The sequence below is a fragment of the Halobacillus sp. A1-3 genome, from assembly GCF_050971765.1.
In the GTDB taxonomy this organism is placed as follows: Bacteria; Bacillota; Bacilli; order Bacillales; family Halobacillaceae; genus Halobacillus; species Halobacillus mangrovi_B.
This window is the reverse complement of record NZ_JBPCEO010000003.1, coordinates 327,366-348,299: the sequence shown is the minus strand read 5'-3', so window position 1 is coordinate 348,299 and position 20,934 is coordinate 327,366. Positions and strand designations below refer to the sequence as shown.

The window sequence follows — 20,934 nt, the reverse complement described above, 5'->3', positions numbered from 1 at the left end:
TAGACTAGAGAATAGTTAAATACTCGTCAAAGGAGAGATTGTGATGAAACCAACGGCTCTAATTACAGGGGCTTCAGGCGGAATCGGCTACGAATTCGCCCATCTATTTGCAAAAGCAGGTTATAACTTAATTATCGTTGCACGTTCAGAGGATAAACTTATTCAGCTTCAAGAAGAATTGGACGGACATACCGTTACGGTTATTCCACAGGACTTATCTGAACCAGGTGCAGCAGAAGTGCTGTACAACAAAGTAAAAGAATTAGACTTGACTGTCGAGGTGTTAGTCAACAATGCTGGGTTCGGCTTGAACGGGCAGTTCGATGAGCTTCCACTGCTCGACCAGCAAAAAATGCTTCAGGTGAACGTCAACGCGCTTACTGAGCTGACCCACTACTTCCTGCAAGATATTAAAGCGGCTCCCCTCTATGACATACCAAAAGGCGTCCTCAACGTTGCAAGTACGGCCGCCTTCCAGCCAGGCCCGAAAATGGCCGTTTATTATGCATCTAAAGCATACGTGCTTTCATTTTCTGAAGCGCTCGTCGAAGAACTGCGCGGGACAGGGATCACTATCTCAACTTTATGCCCAGGAGCTACAGATACAAATTTCTTCAAAACCGCACAAGCGGAACATACAAAACTCGTCAACAGTACCATGTCACCCAAACAAGTAGCGAAAGCAGGCTTCCTTGGCTTTGTAAAAGGAAAGCGCGTGGTCATTCCTGGAGCAGCGAACCAATCAATGGCCTATGCATCGAAGCTCTTCCCTCGATCTGTTTCCGCAAAGCTAGCGCATTATGTCGATCAATAATCCTATATTTTTTCCAGAGCAGGCTTCCAAGTCTGCTCTTTTTTATTTACAATAGGAGTAATTGGAAACGGTACTTTAGTCAGATTCGACTATTTAGGGGGAGTGGAGATGACTAAGAAAATCATTGGGTTCGGCATCCTTGGAATTTTTATCGTTGCAGGTGTCGCAGGCTGGTATGCGCAAAAAACGGTCTTCAACTCTGAAGCAGCAGAAGCTGCCGTCGCAAGTGATGCCAAGAAAGAAGCAGAAAAGAGAGAAGGAAGCGGCACAGTAAGTCTTGAGGAATTGAGTGCATATGAGGAAGAAGGAAAAAATCCATTTGGACAAGCTGTAGCTGGTAGCGAAATGACCGATGATACTTATCAGGAGTATATCCATTGGATGTCTCACCAAAAGGTAAAAGCTAAGGAAAAATGGGGATACTATGAACTGCATCCGAAAAGGATAGACTGGCTGCTCGAAGAATTAGAACAGACGGATGTCACTCACGAAAAGGTGTACCGTGAGATCCTGGAAAAATGGAAAGCAGAAGACTTCTCTACAGTCGATGAAGATCACAACCGAATTTGGCGCTTACAAGATGGATCGGTAGGAAAAGCGAGCGGAATTTTATCTCCAGATGAAGAACAAGCCTACATTGAACAGCATAAATAAGGGTCATTAAAAGCCCGGGACTCTCTAAGAGTCCCGGGCTTGTTTTTTACATTTCTTCTGCAGCTTTTCTAAATCCATAAAACGAGCGATAGCCCCTTTTTTCATAGTACCCCTGTGAATCACTTGTTGCCAGCATTTCCACACGGGTACTTGGATAGCATTCATGAGCTACCCGGACTAACTGCTCCCCTATTCCATGCCCCCGGTGACTTTCTTTGATGAGCAGTTCACAAATGTAGAGCGTGACATTACTGTCGGTCAAACCTCTTAAAAAACCAACAATCTCCTCACCATCTGTAGCAATGAGGGCAGGTTCCGAATTAAGCCATGAGCAGAGCGTTTCTTCTTTTTTCTCCACCAAGCCGCTCCACCCTTCTTTTTCATTTAACTGCAGTACGGCATCAAAGTCATTTTCGTGAAATGAACGAATTTTAATGTTTTCCATAGTAACCGTTCCTTCCTTCTTGAAGTTTTTCTCTTTATCTTTTCACCCGGCCTGAAGAATAGGTCATCACTCTCTATCTTCCCTTTCTTACGAATGAAAAACGATTTTGTTCCATCTTTTATTTAGAAAATTCACGCAAGTATTGATAAGACTGATTTTATGCTAAACTATGGACGGAAGATTTGTTCAGGAAGCGAGTGAAACACGTTGAAAAAAATACTGTTGATTGTCTTTTTATTCCTGTTGGCTGGGTGCTCTTCCCAGGATCTTGCTTTAGAGGATCTAAAGGAGAAATACCCTCAAGCTTTTGGAAACTCCATAGAATCTTTTTCTAAAGACCAACAGGAAAAAATCGGCCTTCCGGATGAAGTCCCATTTGATGTTTCATCCGTAGAAGCCTCATCCGATGAGGATAGAGTGCAAGTGAACTACCAATCAGAAGGAAAACAAAAACTAAAGGTAAGGACGATTTATGACCCGGGGAATATTTTAAAAGAATCTGACTTACAGGTTAATCTGAACTCAGGAGCTGTCGCAGGAGTGCAGGAGGAAGAAGACCATGTGTATGTCGAGTGGTACAACAACAAAGATGATGTGGTCTATCAACTTGAATACTATGGTGCGGATAATGAAAAAAGAACCCAAAAAGCGATAGAAATCGCAAACGCCATATAAAAAACCGTGACAGCAAGGGACGGTTTTTTATATGTGTGAGTTTCATCTGCAGCTTCTATCACTATGAGAGGTGAAAAGAGGTCAGGTAAACGAATCGCTTTTCGTGGGCGTAAGCTGAGCCTCTTCGATCGTACCGATCTCCGGGGTCTCACCATTTATTATTATCTCACAGGCGTCTCATCGTTTACCTGACCTCTTTATCAAAATATGAGGGTAGGGGTAGAAAATCATTCATTTGACGGTGTTAACCACGAACCGGGATTTCCTACACAGTCCTAACTCTTTTTTGAATAATATCCCTTAACAGAGAACCATTAATCCAGCTACTCCCTTTTCCATTTTTCCATTATAGCTGGATCGACACTTCTGAGGTGCAAATCTCTTTGAGGAAACGGAATTTCCACATTGTGCTCCCTGAAGATATCATCAATTCTGAAATTCAAATTACTCTTAATCCTGACGACATGTTCAGGGTTTGAGATCCAGACAAACAACTCGAAGTTCAAGGATGAGTCCCCGAATTCCTTAAAATTCACAAACGGGTTCGGATGTTTCCTCACCGTAGGAGAAACCTTCTCTTCATCCTCCGCTACTTGAAGCAGCAAATCTCTGACAAGCGGGACGTTACTGCCATATGCAACACCTACAGGAATGACAAGCCGCATCACTTTATCACTGTAAGACCGATTGATAACATGTTCTTCAAGAAAATAAGAGTTCGGGACAATGATATGTTCATTATCCAACGTCTTAATTACAGTCGCCCGCATGTTGATTCTATCTACATCACCGATAATATCATCAACGATCACCCTGTCTCCGACTTTGATCGGACGCTCAAAAAGTAAAATAATACCTGAGATAAAGTTCGAAGCAATGTTCTGCATCCCAAAACCAATACCGACACCGATGACACCTGCAAAAACTGTTAGAGCACTTAATTCAAATCCAACAGTCGACAAGCTAATGATGATCGCTAAAATCATAATAAGGTAGTGAAAAGCTTTATCAAATGTAAACCGGACTCCTTTATCCAGTTCATATCGCTTGTACACTCCTGGAAACACGTAACTTCGGACGAGATTGGACAAACGATTCGTTAACGATATGATCAATATGGCGATGATTAATAGGAATATGGATACAGGTTCTGAACCTATGGTAAACAGAGCATCGAACATCCAGTCCGAGCTTCTGAAATGAATAAGTGTATAAATGATGATCCCATAAACAGTAAACCAATTGATGATGCTTTTGATCATATAATAGAAACTTGAGCGTTCTTCCTTTTTGTTGCTCCAACGCTTCACAACATTTAGGATAGCCCACCTCAGTGCAAGCACGGCGAAAAGCATCAAGGCATAGACAAGGAGCGAGTTACTTCCCACCACATTTTCAAACCAATGATTCACATGAACAATCCTTCCTCTAAATCTATTCTGCTCTTACCAGTTTCTTAAAGTTTCGACTAATTGGTCTTGGTGCTTTCATTTGATCAAAAAAGACGCGATACGTATTTTTCTTCTCATCAATACCTTCAATCGTTCCGACTCCAAAGACCGGATGTTTCACACGAGTTCCTTTTTCAAACCCTTCCCCTTGAGGTTCGTTTTTCTGAGGATGTGAGGCACGAATGTATTCTTTTGCTTCTTCTATTAAAGCTTCATCCAGTTCTCCAATCCGTTCATAGAGTCCATCTTCGACTTCAAAGATAAAACGTGACGGATACTTTTTCTGTCCTCCATTTTGAAACCCTTCAGATTCTGTCAAATACAGCTCCCGCTCTGCCCGGGTCACAGCGACGTATGCGAGCCGTCTTTCTTCCTCAAGCGCTCGCTCCTTCCGTTCGCGCAACGCTCTGACATTCGGCAGAACGCTTTCGGTCATTCCTACGACAAAGACGAACGGGAATTCCAGCCCCTTCGCCGTATGAATCGTCATCATTTTTACAGAATCCACTTGATCATCGCGGTCATCGTCTGTATATAGAGAAATCATCTGCAAATACTCATCTAAATCAATATCCTCACCAAGCGTCTGCTCATATTGGACGATGGAATGAAGCAGCTCTGTTAGATTATCAAGCCGCTCCTGATCTCCATCCTCTCGCCGGTAAGCCTCATATCCTGTTTTCTGCATCGCTTCTTGTAAAAGCTCTGAAACCGTCAGTTCTTCTTTACGACTCCGCATATACTCTATCGCTTCAATAAAACCACGGGCGTCTGTTCTTCTCATCCGTTCGTGGTAGGCATACTTTTTCAACGTTTCATATAATGTAAGATTGTCCTGTTCCGCTTTTTGCCGTAAAAAGTTCATTCGCTTTTTACCAATCTGTCGTTTCGGAACGTTTACAATCCTCGAAAAGGAAAGATCATCCCCTACTGCGATCATTCTAAGATGAGCCAGGGCATCCTTGATCTCTAACCTGTCAAAAAACTTGAACCCTCCAAAAATCGTGTATTCAATATTCTGCTGGATTAATTCTTGCTCTATGAAGCGTGACAAGTAATTTGCACGGTATAAAACTGCGATATCTTTATAACTTGCTTGTTTTGTTTGGGTAATCTCCTCGATTTTCTCAACGACCCATTTGGCTTCATGGATCTCGTCTTTGCCGTGATAATGTACCACTTTCACTCCAGGAGGGTTTTCAGTCTCCATGTCTTTATCTACACGAAAGTAATTGTTTTGGATAAGTGCGTTTCCTAGAGATAGAATTTCAGGGGTTGAGCGATAGTTTTGATTTAGAAAAATCGTTTGGGAATCCTCGAAAAATTTTTCAAATTCGACAATATACTGTGGATCAGCTCCTCTCCACTCATAGATTGTCTGGTCTGGATCTCCGACCACAAACAGATTTCCATGCTTTTCTGAAAGCATTTTAACGAGCTCGTATTGCTTGAGGCTGCTATCCTGAAATTCATCGACTTGGATATAAAATAAGCGGTCCTGCCACTTTTCAAGCACTTCTTTATACTGTTCAAAAAGGACAAACACAAAATTGAGCAAATCATCAAAATCAAGTCCGTATACACGCTTCTGCTTTTTCAAATAGCGCTGGATGATTTGGCTGTCCATGTCGCCCGCATCCTCTACGGTAGGCATTTCGCCCCGAAGGATCATTTGCTGGACATAGTGGGTGTTTGCTTTTAATATTCCGATCTTATCCAAGATGCGCTTGAACGTTTTATCGTTCATCTTTAACTCCAGCTCTTCAAAGATTTCCCTAAGTAAAATTTTCTGGTCTTCTACATCCAAAATAATGAAGTTTTTCGGGTAAAACAATCGGTGTATATCTTCCCTTAATACACGAACACAAAACCCGTGATAGGTTGTTATAAAACCAGTGTCCTGTTCTCCACCGATCAATTTTTTTACTCTGCGGCGCATTTCATGAGCGGCTTTATTCGTAAATGTTACCGAGAGCATATTCGAAGGATCTACGCCAAGTTCATTAACAATAAAAGCGTAACGATGCGTCAACGCTCTCGTTTTACCGGAACCAGCTCCGGCAATGACCCGAACGTATCCTTCCGTCGATACAACCGCTTCCTGCTGTGCTTCATTTAAACCGTCCAAAAGTTCTTCCATTCCAGCCCTCACCTTTCAAAGAACATTTGTTTGTATTATAGCACATCGAAAAGCTCTAAAAACCGATCACTTTGTTTAAGGTAAATCGTTCATGGAAATGGAATGGAAGAAGGAGATGTTAAAGATGAATGAAAAACATAAAGTTTTATTTGATCAGCAAAGTATACAGCACCATACCTTTAAAAACCGTTATATTGTCGCACCGATGACGAGAGTGAGCGCAGCCAATAACGGGATGGCTAACGAAAGAATGAAGCAATACTACGAGCGTTATGCCAAAGGCGGATTCAGCGCCATCATCAGTGAAGGTGTTTATCCTGACGAACAGCATTCCCAGGGCTATCACAATCAGCCTGGGCTCGCCAATGAAAACCAGCGGGATGCTTGGAAGCCAATCGTTAGAGGTGTCCATCAGCATGGAGCCCTGTTCCTTGCCCAGATCATGCATGCTGGAGCTCAATCACAAGGTAATCCTCATGCGAAAGAAAACATAGCACCATCTCCCGTCTCACCTATTAATGAGAAGCTCTCATTTTATGGTGGCCAAGGTCCATTTCCTACCCCAAGGGAGATGACGCATGACGACATGGAAGAAGTGAAACAGTCGTTTGCTCATTCTGCTAAACTGGCGAAAAAAGCTGGATTCGATGGCGTAGAAATACACGGCGCAAATGGATATTTGCTTGACCAGTTTATAACGGATTATTTTAATAATCGCGAGGATCAGTATGGAGGTATAACTTTCAACCGTATACGTTATGTACTTGAAGTCATTCAGGAAGTACGTAAAGTGGTTGGACATGACTACATCGTAGGGATTCGTATTTCTCAAGGAAAAGCATCTGATGGGGAACATCGATGGGCACTTGGAGAAGCAGATGCCGAAACAATTTTTGGTGCACTCGGAAAAGCTCCCCTTGATTTCATACATGTAACAGATCAGGACGGGGCACAACCTGGTTTTGGAAAAGGATCAATGTCAATGGCGCAAGCAGCGAAGAAATTCAGCGGTCTGCCAATAATCGCTAATGGGCAGCTCCAGGATCCAGATAAAGCAGCAACCCTTATCCAGGAAGAGCACGCGGATTTTATAAGTCTTGGGACCAGTGCCTTGCAAAATCCAGATGCTCCTCTCCGTGTATACAACGAGAAAGAGCTCGACCCTTTCGATTTTCATTCCATTATGCTGCCACAAGCTGAAATCAAAGATCATGAGTTAAAGAAAGATTTGTTGAGATAATAATAAACCTCCAGGGAGCCCTTTGCATTTCCCTGGAGGTTTATTATTTGGATAAATAAGCGGTCGCCTGCTCTAAATTTAAAAATGTACGTACGTGATTAAAACGGATGCCTGCTCTTGTGACCTGGAGGACAAAAGAAGGTCTAATACCAGCTAAAACTACCTCGATGCCAAGCAGTTTTAAAGTCTTTGTCAATTTTTCAAGCAAGTCAGGCCAGCCGGGATCCATTTCAGATATGGAAGAAAGATACAAGGCAAGCCTGGTTACGTGCTGGTTTTGACACGCGAGTGGGACTCGCTCTAGCAGAATGATTTTGAGGTCTTCACTATAAAGGGGCGGGAGATGAATCAAAGCGTATCCCTTACTGATCTTCATCACATGAACAACCATTTCTTCAATAACTTGATTGTATTGCTCTTTCAACTTCTCCTGTGGTGTGACATCGATTAATCTGTAATATAAATAATTCTCCCCATTTTCTCTGAGTTGACGCTTGTACAACTGAAAGGTCTGTTCTTGAAATCTTACTACAACATTTAATTCCTGTTCTAATTCAACTTCACCAATGCGAGAAAATCTGGAATGAAGAAGCTCAAAGTGATCCTTCATATTCTCTGTGCAGGCCGCTAATTGAAACAAATGTCCGTAGGCTGAGTTCATGTAAACGACTTTATCATTCTCGTCTGTGATCAAGATACCTTCATCTAAAGAATCTAATGCATCCTGTAAAATCACAACCGATCCCCCCAATGCTATCTCTTACTTTCATTATGGAGGAACCACTAAGAAAATCAAGAATAATCGACATAATTTTCTGAAAAATTACAGCGTAAAAAAATAGTTATTAAGCGTTCTCCATTTTCTTAACTTCTGGAAGGATCTCTACATGCTTCAAACTTCCCATACTATCAAATTCAATTACCAGAATATCTCCTGGTTTCGCAGAAGCCACTATACGCTCCTTTAGAACTGGCAGTTCATTACCGCCTGCTTCCTCGTCTACCAATACGGCAAAAGTCCCCTCAAATCGGTCTAATCTATATTTGTTCACCGCTTCAACACCCTTCCCTGTTTTAGTAAAAAATAAAAGCTATATAATTACTAATTCCCTATCTATAAATGACTAAACATGTCGAATGGTTTCCACACTGGACACATAAAAATACCGATGCTACAATTAGACTAACAAACGTTAGTTAGTTGATTGAGGTGATTAAAAATATGACACAACAAAAAATCTTAGATGAAAGTTTGACCCTGTTTGCAAACCATGGATATGAAAATACAACATTAGCCAATATTGCAAAAGCCGTAGGTATAAAGAAGCCTTCTCTTTATAATCATTTTAATAGTAAAGAAGCTATTTTTCTTCATGTGCTTGAAGATGTGGCAAAAAGAGAAATGGATTACTTGAGCTCACAAGCTGATTTGTCTGCCGATCATACGATTTATGAACGATTGCATCACATTTATCGTTCCTATCTTAGTCATATGGCAGATTCGACAGAGGGCATGTTCTTTAAGCGTGTCACTTTTTTTCCACCAGAAGAATTCTCTGAACAGATTAAAGAAGTGTTTCTGATGGTGGAGAACAATATGACTGATATTATTCGTCCAGTCATTGAAAAAGGAATTGAAGAAAAGGTGCTTCGACCTCTATCTACAGATACGTTGACATCCGCTTTTTATACGTTGATTGACGGACTCTTCTTAGAAGAAAACTTTTATGATAAAGCTGTTTTTCAACAACGACAAAAAGCGAGCTGGGGAATTTTCTGGCTCGGAATCAAGGATCCGGAATGGGAGGAATGAACAATGGCATGGATCTACATTTTATTGGGAGCCTTGTTTGAAATCGGTTGGGCAGTCGGACTGAAGCTTTCAGAAGGGTTTACAGACCCGATCTTCTCAACGATCACAGTGATTTGTATCGGAATTAGCTTCTACTTTTTCACAAAAGCATTAAGCATGATTGAGGTAGGTACTGGTTATGCTGTTTTCACTGGAATTGGCGCTGCGGGTACAGCACTGATTGGAATGATGTTTCTTGGCGATTCAGGCGGCGCCGGGAAGCTCTTTTTTATTGCACTTTTAATCTTTGGCATTGTAGGTTTGAAATTTTCGAATGGATCTTCTGAAGAAACACAAACTGAGTAGGAGGGCTGACGTATGGCATGGATCTTTTTATTAGTAGCAGGCGTAGGAGAAATGTTTGGAATGTTGTTTTTGAAGTTGTCGGAAGGCTTTAAGAAACGAGGGCCATCCTTGTTGGCTCTCCTGTCTGGTGCGGCAAGCTTTTACTTTTTATCCCTGTCGCTTAAAGAACTGCCTATTGGAACTGCGTATGGAATATGGACGGGTATCGGATCTGTAGGTACGGTACTGCTCGGCATTTTCATTTTCAAAGAAAGTGTAAGTCTCAGCCGTATCGGTTTCATATTGTGCATTATTGCAGGTGTTGTTGGCTTAAAACTCGTTTCATAGTCTTAGTCTACCTTGATTATCTTACGTATAGTAAGTACAATAGAATAGGAATTTTTATTGATTCGACATTTTTCTACTCATTTTTTTATTAAACGACACCTTTTTTGTAAAAAGTGCCTAGTAATTTATTCAGTGCAACGGAGGAAAGTGGGAATGAGGAAAGTACTGTTTGCAATTCTTATGTTTATTGTTGTCGGCTTTGGCTTCGTAGGTTACTCTACTCTTGATATGGATTCTAATTCAGAGATTCAACAAGAATCAAAACAATATTAATGCACGTAAAAGGTCCCACTTGCACATCTACAAGCGGGACCTTTTTTATTATGAGTAAACGAAGTTACTTCATTGGCACCTATTTTTGGGGAAGCTCAAGTTCACGGTCTTCTCCCCATTTCTTTTCCAGGTAGTCATCCCGGCCAGAGTTACCACGGTAAAATTTATACCTGAATTCATTTTTCTTGTAATAATCCTGGTGGTACTCTTCAGCGCGATAAAATTCTTCCGCTTCTCTGATCGGTGTTACAATTTCTTTATCGAACCGTCCTGACTCACTCAGGGCTTTTTTTGATTGTTCTGCTTTCATTTTTTGTGCTTCTGAATGGTAAAAGATAGCGGTAGTATATTGATAACCTCTGTCAACAAATTGCCCTTCATCATCCGTTGGGTTGATTTGTCTCCAGAACACATCCAAGAGCTGTTCATACGTAATCTTTCCAGGGTCATAATAGACTTGAACGGCCTCAATATGACCTGTTCCTCCAGCAGAAACTTCCTCATATGTTGGATTTTCTGTATCCCCACCTGTATAGCCTGAGATGACTTCATAGATCCCGTCTAATTTCTCATAGGGAGGTTCCATACACCAGAAGCATCCGCCGGCAAATGTAGCTACTTCATAACCTTCAGGAACATCTTCTTCTGATACGGCTTCACTTTCATAATTTCGTTTCGTCAAATATGCATAAGCTTCAGGTATGACAAAAACCCCAATGAGAACGAGGACTCCAGCGATGATCGACCATTTCAACCGTTTGCTCATGATGCTCACCTCATCACTCTTGATTTGATTTCATCATAGCACGAATGGAGTACAACTCCCCATAAATAAGCGGCTGACTACTCTTCATCCTCTAGAATCAATCCTTCGACATGTTTTCGATCGAGTTGCTTTCTAATCTTCCTGTATTCCTTTGACTTAAAAATGATATCAAAATCGTAATCCTCAGGATAAAGCTCTTTAGCCGGGATATGAAGTTTCAAACGTTTATGATTGTACGTCCGCTTTTCTCCTTTGACTTGAACGACATAGTTACCTTTTTCATCCGGCCCTGTATAAACAATCCCCATTTCCTCCTCTGATGGAATCATAACGTTATCTCCCATCTGGTATTTAGATGATGCGGCAGGTTTTTTCTTTAGAACAGCTTTATTTCTTGCGTAACGATTGACTGTGATTTGCTTCCGGAAATCTTCCTGTTTCAATCTCTCTTGATCAATATCAAAGTCCGCCTCCTGTTTATAGGTGATTTTATACGCATGCTTTAAAATCTCAGGATGCAAACCAAGTTTGTGGGCGATGTCAAACGCCTGGCTCTTCCCTGAAGTTCCTAATAACAGTTTGTACGTCGGTTTTAGTGTCTCTACATCAAACTCCATTGCTCCGTTAATAAATCCAGGTTTCTCTCGTGCATATTCCTTCATCTCACTATAGTGAGTCGTGGCCAGAATGGTCGAACCTTTTTCCGCCAGTTGATCCAAGATGGCTGTTGCCAATCCCATCCCTTCTCCAGGGTCTGTACCCGATCCAATTTCATCTAACAATAAAAGAGAATGGTCATTGGCTTCTTTAAGAATATCAATCAGATTTACAAGTCTTGAACTGAATGTACTTAGATTTTCCTCGATGCTTTGCCCATCTCCGATATCAACAAAGATATGTTGGAAAATCGGCAGTACCGTGCCTGCGTTCACCGGGATCGGGAGACCCGTCTGTGCCATCAGACAAAGCAATCCGATTGTTTTTAGCGTAACGGTCTTTCCTCCTGTATTCGGACCAGTGATTAAAAGGGCCTGCTCCGTTTCCATCAGCTGCACGGAAAGCGGAACCGCTTTTTCGCCAAGCAGCGGGTGCCTTGCTTCCTTCACATTCACGGAAAACCCTTCTGAAAAGATTGGTGCATTTCCTTTGATCGAGCGGCTATACTTCGCTTTAGCAAAAATCACATCGTAATGATGCATCGTTTCTATCGCAATATTCAGTTCATGCTCATGGCCGATTACTTCAGCTGTCAGCGTGTAGAGAATCTGCTCGACCTCATGTTCTTCATTCATTTTCAACAGGTGAAGTTCTTCCTGGAGCTTTGTCATCTCATCAGGCTCGATAAAAACAGTCGCGCCAGAAGAAGATTGATCGATGATGGACCCTTTCACCTTATTGCGATTCTCTCTCTTGATTGGCAATGTGTACCTTCCATTCTTCTCCACAGGCTGGGATTCCTGCATATAAGACTTATACTTTTTCGCTTGTGCTTCCAGTCTTTCTTTAAGCCGTGACTGTTTGACACTGATTTGTTTTCTGATTTTAGTTAAGTTTTTCGAAGCATGATCATCGACTTGTCCGTGCCTGATCGTTTGTAGAATGTCTTCTTCCAATTGGCTTAAATCGGCAATCGAAGAAGCATACAAATGAATGGTCGGCGCTGGAATGGCTTTATCAGCCATGAAACGCTTCAGCTTTGAGCAATGATCAAGAAACGAAATAAGGCCGGCAAACTGATTCGCTCTGATGTACAATCCCTTTTTCCCCTGCTCGATCATATACGTCACATCATCCAGTGTATGAATCGGCACATTTCCACTAATATTCAAAATGGCATTCGCTTCCTTCACTTCTTCATGCTGACGCTCCAGCAATTTCCGGTCTCTTGAAGGAGTTGAGCTTCGGATCGTCTCTTTTCCTTCTTTTGTTAACGCGTATCGGCTTACTTCTTCAAGTATTTCGATAAATTCTAATGTTTGATAGGTCCGTTGATTCATTGTAAGAATCCTCCTTTAATAATAGAGTCTGTTAAGGTTGTTGTTGATTTTTTCAAAAAGCTGTCTTCCACTAAGGGCAGTTATCCTGTAGAAACAGTTTCGAGACTATTAGGCTGGAAAGGGGACTCCAGCGAACGGCTCGCTTTCCGCGGGCGTTTGCTGAGCCTCCTCAGGCTAACGCCTTCCGGGGTCTCATCTAAACAGCTTCTCCCGCAGGAGTCTCACCGTTCACCTCCGCCCCTTGTTAGAAATTGATCTTTAAATTACGTAGCTCCGTGCGTCCTATGAAGAACTTTTCTTCTACAGGAGGGACCGTTCACAAGTGACCGTTGGTTTGGTTGGGAAATGACGAGACTCCCGTGGGAGAAGGAACTAGGCGAGACCCCACAGGGAGTGATAACTCCCGAGGAGGCTTGCCGTTCCCCCACAGGAAAGCGAGTTATTTCCCAACCAAACCTAGCCCTTATATACGGAACGGACCCAATTATCTCGCAACTGTGCCCTACACAATCAGGAGCATATCTGTAATCATCAACAAAGAGATTTAACAGAGCTAAAAATAAAAAAAGCCGCGACAAGCTGGAATAAGCTTGTCGCGGCTTGATGAACAGAAACACACGACTCCTCTGTAAGCCGCGGTGGATCTTTCCTCGCCACTAAAAACCATATAAAAAAGCTATGACTGAATAAGCAGCCATAGCTAATTAATTACGGTTCAACTACGCTTATGCTTGTTCTTAACTGCTCTTGTAAAACGTCACAGCAAACTAGACATGCCGATTGCACGTCTTTTTACTCGTTTAACAAGAAGTTATCCAATTGATGGATTAGTTAAGAACAACCACACTCATAAATCATTCTCCTCTTTAAATAAGGATCTTTAGTGGCGAACCACCGTCTGTTCATACCACTAATATATGTGAATCAGGTGTAAAAAGTCAATAGGAGAATATTTCTTTTACATCCACCTGATTGCTTTCTCTTGTATCCACAGACAGCGACCGCTCCATAATGCTAAGGGCGCTGCTATTGCCTGCTTCTGATTCAGAAGCAATACAGTCGGATGGAACCCATAAGTTATATTCTCGCATGTACGCATCATTGGCTGTGAATAATACACAAATGTCCCCAGCAATACCCGTTAAGATTAAATTTTTTACTCCTAGCTGATTTAAGAGGATTCCCAACTGTGTACCAAAAAAGCCTGAATGTTTAGGTTTTATAATAAAATAATCATCTTCATCAGGAAGAATTTTTTCGATCAGCGGCTCTCCTGGTCCTTTTCTACACTCATCGATTAAATCAGAGACATTGTCCTGCCAAAGTCCAAAGTTATCATTCACATAGATAACAGGATAGCCTTCCTCCTTTATCACTTTCTTAAGCCCCTGGAGATTCTCAGACATCGGCAAAGAATTTTCCAACAAGTCTTCTCCCCCGCTAAAGTCCAATTTATTAATCATATCTATAATAATCAGGGCTGTGTCTTGCTGCTGCATGACCTTCACTCTCCTTTGAATTTCTCAGGTGCGGCAGGGATTTGACGCTTATGCTCGGTTTTCTTATGAAGCTGACGTAAGTGCTCTTCATCTTCTTGATCAATTTTTTCTCCTCGTAAAAAGGCGTCGATGGTGTCGTAAGAAATACCAAGCTCCTCTTCATCTGACTGCCCTTCCCACAATTCTGCGCTCGGTTTTTTATGAATGATGGAGTCAGTCACATCTAATGCTTTGGCCATTTCACGCACTTCTTCTTTTCTCATGTGTAACAATGGCACTAAATCCACACCGCCATCTCCATACTTTGTAAAATAACCTGTGTAATCTTCTGCAGCATTGTCGGTTCCTACAACTAGATAATTGTAATTATTTCCGACCGCATATAACGTACTCATCCGCAGCCTTGCTTGTAAGTTGGCTCCGCCGAGTTGAGACTTCTCTTCGTTCCAGTCTCCTTTTTCCTCTAACTGCTTTTGGATGGTAGAATACGTTTCTTTATAGGCATCTGTCAGTTCAATACCTACGTAGTCCAGATCCGCTCCTTCGACAACCGCTAACGCATCTTCCTGATCCTCTACACGCTTATTAATAGGCAGAATCACGCCAAGAGATTTTTCTGGGAAAGCTCGTTTAATTAGATAGGAAACGACTGCAGAATCAATGCCTCCGCTAATCCCTACAAGCAGGCCGTCTGCCCTCGCTTCCTTTACTTTATCCTGTAACCAATTCGTTAAATAGTCGATTCTCTCCTGCATTGTCCATGACTCCCTTCTTATTTTACACTATATGGATGTTGTTCCTTATCACACAAAATATAAACCTATCCTTTTTGAAAAAAGAAGCAAGGATCCCCCTGCCGCTATAAACATATAGCTTTAATTTTGTATAAAATTAAGTAATAATGTAAAAATAGAAAGCCTGTCGAAGGAGTGAATCCAATGATTGAACAAGAACGTCATGTCCTCGTGATCTTTCCGCATCCGGATGATGAAGCTTTCGGAGTATCCGGGACAATTACTTCATATATAAAACAAGGCACACCCCTTACGTATGCCTGCCTGACCCTTGGAGAGATGGGAAGGAATTTAGGAAAACCAGCTTTCGCTACAAGGGAAACCTTGCCCGAGATCCGTAGAAAAGAACTCATTAAAGCTGCCGAAGCAATGGGGATACAGGACTTGAGAATGATGGGGCTTCGTGATAAAACGTTAGAGTTCGAAGACGATTTTCAAATGAAAAACATGGTGAAGGACTTAATTGATGAGCTTAATCCTTCCCTTGTGATCAGCTTCTATCCTGGGTACGCGGTTCACCCTGACCATGAAGCAACCGCTCGAGCAGTTGTAAGAGCACTCAGAGATATGAAGCCTGAAAGCCGTCCTAAATTCCACGCTGTAGCTTTTGCCAATAACACCGAGGAAGAGCTTGGACAGCCTGATGTCATTAACGATATTCAATCCGTTCAGGAAGAAAAGTTGAATGCGATGCGCGCTCACATCTCTCAAACAGCAAGGATGCTTGAAATGCTCGAGGAGGGTATAAAAGCCAAGGATCCCGAAGCAATGAAGTGGATAACAAATGAAAGGTTCTACACGTACAACTGGGATCAAGATCAGGTCACGTAAGTTAATAGAAACTGAACTCATAACGAGTTCAGTTTTTTTTATATAAAATGATCCTTTTAAGATATCTGTATAAAGTGTCATGACATCTTCAAAAAATGTCTAATTTTGCGCTCGTTTGTCTAAGATGAAAATGATATTCTATGGAAGGAGCCCATTTGAAAGGAGTATTCCATGAAAAAAACATACATGTTTATGATTACCGTACTCATTTTGTTATTAGCCGCTTGCGGCACATCTGAAGGAGAGCAAGACACAACTCAAGGGGAGGAAACAACAGAAGATTCCCTTACACCACCTGAAGTGGAAGTCCAATTTGAAGAACCACTTCCAGTGAACGAAGAAACGACGATTAAGGCAGTCGTAACTCAAGGAGATAAAAAGGTCGGAGATGCGGAATACGTTGAATTCGAAATTTGGAACGACGCAAATGGGGAAGACAGCTCAGAGAAAGTAAAAGCTTCTCATACTAGTGATGGTGTGTATGAAGCCTCTTATACTTTTAAAGAAGAAGGAACCTACCAGGTTATTGCCCATACTCAAGTAGGCGACCTTCATACAATGCCACAGAAGGAAGTTACCGTGGGTGAAGCGAGTACAGATAATACTCATGATGAGGCCACTGGAAAAGAGAGCTCACATGACCACGGCAAAGGGGAATTCATGGCTCACCTGATGACGGACGATGTCTTTAAGGCAGGAACGGAATCTACATTAACCACTCATATCAGCCGAATGGAATCTCCATTTGAAGGTGCTATCGTACGTTTTGAAATCAGTTCAGACAAGATGGATAAACACATGTTCGTTGATGCAGAAGAGGCTGAACCTGGAGAATATATAGCTACTCACACATTCCCTTCAGCAGGTAATTATACGATTAATGTCCACTATGAGAAACCAGATGAAGAAATACACGGTCATAAGAAAGAAACGATCGAAGTTACAGAATAAAAAAAACGCCTGAACCTCTGAGTAGGTTCAGGCGTTTTCAATATCTTTAAAACTTTGGCCCCAGTACTGCTCGTTAAGGCTGAGCTGGTGGCTTTTGTTTTAGTAGTTTAAATGTCTGCGTTTTGAAGTTTTTTCTTCTTAGCCATTTTTTCGCGTTCGTTTTTGTTGAGATATTTCTTACGAAGGCGTACACTTTCTGGCGTTACTTCACAATACTCATCATCATCAAGATACTCAATCGCTTCTTCAAGCGTCATCTTACGAGTCTTCTTGATTGTGTTCGTCGTATCTTTCGTTGCAGAACGAATGTTAGTTAAGTGTTTTTCTTTAGTGATGTTTACAGTCAGATCATTCTCACGGTTGTGCTCTCCAACGATCATTCCTTCATAAACCTCTGTACCCGGTTCTACGAAAATCGTTCCGCGATCTTCAAGGTTCATGATTCCGTAAGTGGATGCTTTACCTTTTTCAAGAGCAACCAGTACACCTTCACGACGACCGCCGACTTGACCTTTTGTAAGAGGAGCATAGCCATCAAACGTGTGGTTCAAGATTCCGTAACCGCGTGTCTGTGTCATGAACTCTGTGGAATAACCGATCAGTCCACGAGATGGCACAAGGAATTCCAGGCGCACTTGCCCGTTTCCATCGTTCACCATGTCTTGCATTTCACCTTTACGATAACCAATGGATTCCATAATCGCACCCTGGAACTCTTCTGGTGTATCAATTTGAACGCGCTCTACCGGTTCACAAATCTCCCCGTCAATTTCTTTCAAGATGACTTGTGGTTTGGATAGCTGCAGTTCAAACCCTTCACGACGCATGTTCTCAACGAGGATAGACAGGTGAAGTTCACCACGACCGGAAACTGTGAAAGCATCCGGAGAATCTGTAGGGTCCACACGAAGACTTACATCTGTTTCCAATTGAGTCAACAGGCGCTCTTCAATTTGACGAGCTGTAACATATTTTCCTTCACGTCCAGCAAACGGACTGTTGTTAACAAGGAACGTCATTTGAAGGGTAGGTTCGTCGATACGTGGGATTTCCATAGCTTCCTGATGGTCAGGCAGACATACGGTTTCCCCCACGTTAATATCTTCCAATCCAGCAAGAGCAATGATATCGCCAGCCTGCGCTTCTTGAATCTCAATTCGCTTAAGTCCAATAAAGCCGAACAACTTGCTAACGCGGAAGTTTTTGACAGAACCGTCTTTCTTCATCAAGGATACTTGCTGACCGACTTTAATCTTACCTTGGAAGACACGGCCAATTCCGATACGTCCTAAATAGTCGTTATAATCCAGCAAGGTGACTTGGAACTGAAGCGGATCTTCCTGAGTATCTACAGGTGCAGGAATGTTGTTCATGATCAATTTGAAGATCGGGTCCATTGTTTCCTGCTGATCTTCTGGTTCATCACCAGATGTACCATTCAGAGCAGAAGCATAAACGACAGGGAACTCAAGCTGTTCATCATCCGCACCAAGCTCGATGAACAGGTCAAGAACTTCATCCACTACTTCGTCTGGGCGGGCATTTGGACGATCAATCTTGTTCAGGACTACAACTGGTGTCAATTTTTGTTCTAATGCTTTTTTCAGCACAAAGCGAGTTTGCGGCATGCATCCTTCGTAAGCGTCTACGACTAGAAGGACACCGTCTACCATTTTAAGAATTCGCTCTACCTCTCCCCCGAAGTCTGCGTGACCCGGAGTATCAAGGATATTGATTCTTGCATCATTATAATTAATCGCGGTATTCTTCGCTAAGATCGTAATGCCGCGCTCTTTTTCCAAGTCATTCGAGTCCATTGCACGTTCATCAACATGCTCGTTATCACGGAATGTACCAGAATAGTGAAGCATTTGGTCCACTAACGTCGTTTTACCGTGGTCAACGTGGGCGATGATGGCAATATTTCGAATATCGTTTCTGTGTTGCATGTAGCACACACCTCTTTCGTCTCACATTTTATTCAACTTATCCATTATAACATAGATCGAAGTCCGTCGATACCAGCCGTACTCTCTTTACATTTTCTTAAAGGAAAGGTCGGTTTGTAGTATCGGTACCAGTTACCACATTTATGAATCCCCTCTCTATTGCGTAACAGGTACGGGACAGGTAGAATAAATTCAGCGAAACGGATACTGGGCTGAACGACTCCGTTATGGTGTCAGGAACAACAGACCAGCACACCGATTGAGAGGAGGCTGAGAGCGTGGAGACAAAGAGAGAAGGAGAATGGCTGAAAGTGGAAGTCCCCGCTAAATGGGATGGTTATTCTGTCTACAAAATCATGAAGAAACAATGGTTTGTCCCCAGAAAGCTGATGCACCGATTTAGATCCAACCGTGAATTAACCATTAATCATAAAGACGTCCATTGGAAAGACACGAAAGTAAAGGCCGGAGATATCTTGCATATTCGATTGTTCAAGCCGCTCCCTTTAGAGGTTAGTCCTGCTCCAATGGAAATTGACGTGATTTATGAGGATGACCACCTTCTAGTAGTCAATAAACCATCAGGTGTTTTTACTCACCCGAACACACCTTTTGAAACAGACACCCTTGTGAACGGAGTTGCGGCTTATTTTGAAGAAAACGTGATTCACTCTACTCCCAAGTATGTCCACAGGTTGGACCGCGACACATCTGGTGCCATTCTTTTTGCAAAGCATGAGCTCGCCATTGCGATGCTTGGGAAAGAATTGCAAAAAAGAACGATTAAACGCACTTATCTAGCATGGGCTCATGGAAGGATTCAACCTGAGGAGGGAATCATTACAGCACCAATTGGAAAAGATTTGACTCATCCTGTACGCAGGTGTGTGTCTTCTGAAGGGCAATATGCGGAAACTCACTATAAAGTACTGGAGTATGATAAAGAAAGCCATTCCTCTCTTCTCTCGCTTCAGCTGCAAACAGGCAGGACCCACCAAATTCGGGTTCATCTGAGCCATAAAGGTCATCCGCTTGTTGGTGATGAGATGTATGGAGGAGAAGGAAGGATGGATTTTAAACAGGCTCTTCATGCAGCAGTCTTGACTTTTCGACATCCTTTCACAGAAAAGACCATTAAATGCTTTGCATTACCTCCATCAAATTCACCACTTTTCTCTGAGCGGCACTTGGATTTATTGGGAAAAACGTAATCTAATTGTCATAGAATCTGCCAATTAGTTGTGGTAATCTGTAACTGTTAGCCCTTTCATAAAATAAGAGAGTACCTATATAGAGAAATAGAAAAAGATTCGACGAGACGCCAAGGGTTGACAATAAATCATACACAGAGAAAGCCGCTGTTCTTAAACAGCGGCTTTCATAATGAAATTTTTTCAAGATATTGTGTGATCAATCAAAGATTTCAAATCTGTTGTCCGATTTGGTCCATTTTCCTTTTGGTTAAGCATGCTGCAAAGCCCAACCAGATCATAAAGCTACGCGATTTCTTTCCATTCGCTGGCAGGGGGATTCACATTATTCAACGAGAGATTTGTACAACTCATCATATTTTTTAGCGCAGCTCAAATCCAGAGCAGTTAATCCTTTGGCATTCCATGATGTGAGCTTCATCGTCACCATTTTGTAGTCAATGCTGATGAATGGATGGTGCTGGATATCCTCTGAGTATTCCGCTACATGATTCACAAATTGGATTCCTGCCAGAAAGTCTTTAAATCGATATCGCTTTACAATGAACTTTTCATCCTGCAGCTTCCAGCCATCTAATTCAGCCACACGCTTCTCTTTTTCTTCCTCAGGAATTCTTTGCTCATCCATTGATAGCCCTCCTTTTTTTGGTGTCAGGTATCGAATTTGGGTCCTGACCCCTTATTCCAAACTTCGGTATTTGGTATCACCATTCCCTTTTGCGTTGACAGATACTCCTTCCCTTGCGGCGGGACCTGACA

Annotated in this window: 21 protein-coding genes; 10 read left to right on the top strand and 11 right to left on the bottom strand. The window is 42.1% G+C overall.

What is annotated here, in order from left to right:
* Positions 1-43: 43 nt before the first annotated feature.
* Positions 44-814, top strand: coding sequence for an SDR family NAD(P)-dependent oxidoreductase (locus ACRYKC_RS07190; protein ID WP_433806056.1), 771 nt, complete (start codon positions 44-46; stop codon positions 812-814).
* A gap of 108 nt (positions 815-922) precedes the next feature.
* Positions 923-1,468, top strand: a complete 546-nt coding sequence (locus tag ACRYKC_RS07185; protein ID WP_433806055.1) for a DUF6241 domain-containing protein — start codon at positions 923-925, stop codon at positions 1,466-1,468.
* A gap of 46 nt (positions 1,469-1,514) precedes the next feature.
* On the opposite strand, the gene ACRYKC_RS07180 is transcribed toward ACRYKC_RS07185, so the two are convergent.
* A complete protein-coding gene (locus ACRYKC_RS07180; protein WP_433806054.1) occupies positions 1,515-1,913 on the bottom strand; it encodes a GNAT family N-acetyltransferase in 399 nt (132 codons plus the stop codon).
* Between the two features lie 207 nt (positions 1,914-2,120).
* Here ACRYKC_RS07180 and ACRYKC_RS07175 point away from each other — a divergent pair, with 207 nt between their 5' ends.
* Positions 2,121-2,588 (top strand): hypothetical protein, encoded by a 468-nt coding sequence (locus tag ACRYKC_RS07175; protein WP_433806053.1) that lies wholly within the window; start codon positions 2,121-2,123, stop codon positions 2,586-2,588.
* A gap of 323 nt (positions 2,589-2,911) precedes the next feature.
* On the opposite strand, the gene ACRYKC_RS07170 is transcribed toward ACRYKC_RS07175, so the two are convergent.
* Entirely contained in the window at positions 2,912-4,000 is a 1,089-nt protein-coding gene (locus ACRYKC_RS07170) for a mechanosensitive ion channel family protein (protein ID WP_433806052.1), read from the bottom strand.
* Between the two features lie 22 nt (positions 4,001-4,022).
* On the bottom strand, positions 4,023-6,179 hold the full coding sequence (locus ACRYKC_RS07165; protein WP_433806051.1) for an ATP-dependent helicase: 2,157 nt from the start codon (positions 6,177-6,179) through the stop codon (positions 4,023-4,025).
* A 124-nt stretch (positions 6,180-6,303) separates the two neighbouring features.
* Between ACRYKC_RS07165 and ACRYKC_RS07160 the strand changes: the two genes are divergently transcribed.
* Positions 6,304-7,419, top strand: a complete 1,116-nt coding sequence (locus ACRYKC_RS07160) for an oxidoreductase (protein ID WP_433806050.1) — start codon at positions 6,304-6,306, stop codon at positions 7,417-7,419.
* A 43-nt stretch (positions 7,420-7,462) separates the two neighbouring features.
* Here the strand turns inward: ACRYKC_RS07160 and ACRYKC_RS07155 are convergent, their stop codons facing one another.
* Entirely contained in the window at positions 7,463-8,155 is a 693-nt protein-coding gene (locus ACRYKC_RS07155) for a PAS domain-containing protein (protein ID WP_433806049.1), read from the bottom strand.
* A 109-nt stretch (positions 8,156-8,264) separates the two neighbouring features.
* Positions 8,265-8,471 carry a DUF3006 domain-containing protein gene (locus tag ACRYKC_RS07150; protein ID WP_433806048.1) on the bottom strand — a complete coding sequence of 69 codons (207 nt, stop codon included), beginning with the start codon at positions 8,469-8,471 and terminating at the stop codon, positions 8,265-8,267.
* Positions 8,472-8,641: 170 nt separating this feature from the next.
* On the opposite strand from ACRYKC_RS07150, the gene ACRYKC_RS07145 reads away from it, so the two are divergent.
* The 3 genes from ACRYKC_RS07145 to ACRYKC_RS07135 are packed head-to-tail and all read left to right on the top strand — an operon-like array spanning position 8,642 to position 9,904.
* Positions 8,642-9,232 carry a TetR/AcrR family transcriptional regulator gene (locus ACRYKC_RS07145; RefSeq protein WP_433806047.1) on the top strand — a complete coding sequence of 197 codons (591 nt, stop codon included), beginning with the start codon at positions 8,642-8,644 and terminating at the stop codon, positions 9,230-9,232.
* Between the two features lie 3 nt (positions 9,233-9,235).
* Positions 9,236-9,577, top strand: a complete 342-nt coding sequence (locus tag ACRYKC_RS07140) for a DMT family transporter (protein WP_433806046.1) — start codon at positions 9,236-9,238, stop codon at positions 9,575-9,577.
* Between the two features lie 12 nt (positions 9,578-9,589).
* Complete coding sequence (locus tag ACRYKC_RS07135) at positions 9,590-9,904, top strand: DMT family transporter (RefSeq protein ID WP_433806045.1); 315 nt, start codon at positions 9,590-9,592, stop codon at positions 9,902-9,904.
* Between the two features lie 352 nt (positions 9,905-10,256).
* On the opposite strand, the gene msrA is transcribed toward ACRYKC_RS07135, so the two are convergent.
* The 4 genes from msrA to nadE form a co-directional block, all read right to left on the bottom strand.
* Positions 10,257-10,943, bottom strand: a complete 687-nt coding sequence (msrA, locus tag ACRYKC_RS07130; protein ID WP_433806044.1) for a peptide-methionine (S)-S-oxide reductase MsrA — start codon at positions 10,941-10,943, stop codon at positions 10,257-10,259.
* 77 nt (positions 10,944-11,020) lie between these two features.
* Positions 11,021-12,940, bottom strand: a complete 1,920-nt coding sequence (locus tag ACRYKC_RS07125) for an endonuclease MutS2 (protein ID WP_433806043.1) — start codon at positions 12,938-12,940, stop codon at positions 11,021-11,023.
* A gap of 938 nt (positions 12,941-13,878) precedes the next feature.
* Positions 13,879-14,439, bottom strand: coding sequence for a cysteine hydrolase family protein (locus ACRYKC_RS07120; protein ID WP_433806042.1), 561 nt, complete (start codon positions 14,437-14,439; stop codon positions 13,879-13,881).
* 5 nt (positions 14,440-14,444) lie between these two features.
* On the bottom strand, positions 14,445-15,194 hold the full coding sequence (gene nadE / locus ACRYKC_RS07115) for an NAD(+) synthase (protein WP_433806041.1): 750 nt from the start codon (positions 15,192-15,194) through the stop codon (positions 14,445-14,447).
* Positions 15,195-15,377: 183 nt separating this feature from the next.
* Here nadE and bshB2 point away from each other — a divergent pair, with 183 nt between their 5' ends.
* Both bshB2 and ACRYKC_RS07105 read left to right on the top strand, forming a co-directional pair.
* Positions 15,378-16,064, top strand: a complete 687-nt coding sequence (bshB2, locus tag ACRYKC_RS07110; protein ID WP_433806040.1) for a bacillithiol biosynthesis deacetylase BshB2 — start codon at positions 15,378-15,380, stop codon at positions 16,062-16,064.
* Between the two features lie 171 nt (positions 16,065-16,235).
* Positions 16,236-17,015 (top strand): FixH family protein, encoded by a 780-nt coding sequence (locus ACRYKC_RS07105; RefSeq protein WP_433806039.1) that lies wholly within the window; start codon positions 16,236-16,238, stop codon positions 17,013-17,015.
* A gap of 107 nt (positions 17,016-17,122) precedes the next feature.
* Here the strand turns inward: ACRYKC_RS07105 and typA are convergent, their stop codons facing one another.
* Positions 17,123-18,964 carry a translational GTPase TypA gene (gene typA, locus ACRYKC_RS07100; RefSeq protein ID WP_433806038.1) on the bottom strand — a complete coding sequence of 614 codons (1,842 nt, stop codon included), beginning with the start codon at positions 18,962-18,964 and terminating at the stop codon, positions 17,123-17,125.
* 278 nt (positions 18,965-19,242) lie between these two features.
* Here typA and ACRYKC_RS07095 point away from each other — a divergent pair, with 278 nt between their 5' ends.
* Positions 19,243-20,175 (top strand): RluA family pseudouridine synthase, encoded by a 933-nt coding sequence (locus ACRYKC_RS07095; RefSeq protein ID WP_433806037.1) that lies wholly within the window; start codon positions 19,243-19,245, stop codon positions 20,173-20,175.
* A gap of 325 nt (positions 20,176-20,500) precedes the next feature.
* On the opposite strand, the gene ACRYKC_RS07090 is transcribed toward ACRYKC_RS07095, so the two are convergent.
* The gene (locus tag ACRYKC_RS07090) at positions 20,501-20,803 is read right to left on the bottom strand and encodes a 4a-hydroxytetrahydrobiopterin dehydratase (protein ID WP_433806036.1); all 303 of its coding nucleotides are present in this window, start codon (positions 20,801-20,803) and stop codon (positions 20,501-20,503) included.
* Positions 20,804-20,934: the final 131 nt, after the last annotated feature.

Coding starts and splice junctions, on each gene's coding strand:
- ACRYKC_RS07190 (WP_433806056.1), top strand. CDS start 44: ATGAAACCAACGGCTCTAATTACAGGGGCTTCAGGCGGAATCGGCTAC.
- ACRYKC_RS07185 (WP_433806055.1), top strand. CDS start 923: ATGACTAAGAAAATCATTGGGTTCGGCATCCTTGGAATTTTTATCGTT.
- ACRYKC_RS07180 (WP_433806054.1), bottom strand. CDS start 1,913: ATGGAAAACATTAAAATTCGTTCATTTCACGAAAATGACTTTGATGCC.
- ACRYKC_RS07165 (WP_433806051.1), bottom strand. CDS start 6,179: ATGGAAGAACTTTTGGACGGTTTAAATGAAGCACAGCAGGAAGCGGTT.
- ACRYKC_RS07160 (WP_433806050.1), top strand. CDS start 6,304: ATGAATGAAAAACATAAAGTTTTATTTGATCAGCAAAGTATACAGCAC.
- ACRYKC_RS07145 (WP_433806047.1), top strand. CDS start 8,642: ATGACACAACAAAAAATCTTAGATGAAAGTTTGACCCTGTTTGCAAAC.
- ACRYKC_RS07140 (WP_433806046.1), top strand. CDS start 9,236: ATGGCATGGATCTACATTTTATTGGGAGCCTTGTTTGAAATCGGTTGG.
- ACRYKC_RS07135 (WP_433806045.1), top strand. CDS start 9,590: ATGGCATGGATCTTTTTATTAGTAGCAGGCGTAGGAGAAATGTTTGGA.
- msrA (WP_433806044.1), bottom strand. CDS start 10,943: ATGAGCAAACGGTTGAAATGGTCGATCATCGCTGGAGTCCTCGTTCTC.
- ACRYKC_RS07125 (WP_433806043.1), bottom strand. CDS start 12,940: ATGAATCAACGGACCTATCAAACATTAGAATTTATCGAAATACTTGAA.
- ACRYKC_RS07120 (WP_433806042.1), bottom strand. CDS start 14,439: ATGCAGCAGCAAGACACAGCCCTGATTATTATAGATATGATTAATAAA.
- nadE (WP_433806041.1), bottom strand. CDS start 15,194: ATGCAGGAGAGAATCGACTATTTAACGAATTGGTTACAGGATAAAGTA.
- bshB2 (WP_433806040.1), top strand. CDS start 15,378: ATGATTGAACAAGAACGTCATGTCCTCGTGATCTTTCCGCATCCGGAT.
- ACRYKC_RS07105 (WP_433806039.1), top strand. CDS start 16,236: ATGAAAAAAACATACATGTTTATGATTACCGTACTCATTTTGTTATTA.
- typA (WP_433806038.1), bottom strand. CDS start 18,964: ATGCAACACAGAAACGATATTCGAAATATTGCCATCATCGCCCACGTT.
- ACRYKC_RS07090 (WP_433806036.1), bottom strand. CDS start 20,803: ATGGATGAGCAAAGAATTCCTGAGGAAGAAAAAGAGAAGCGTGTGGCT.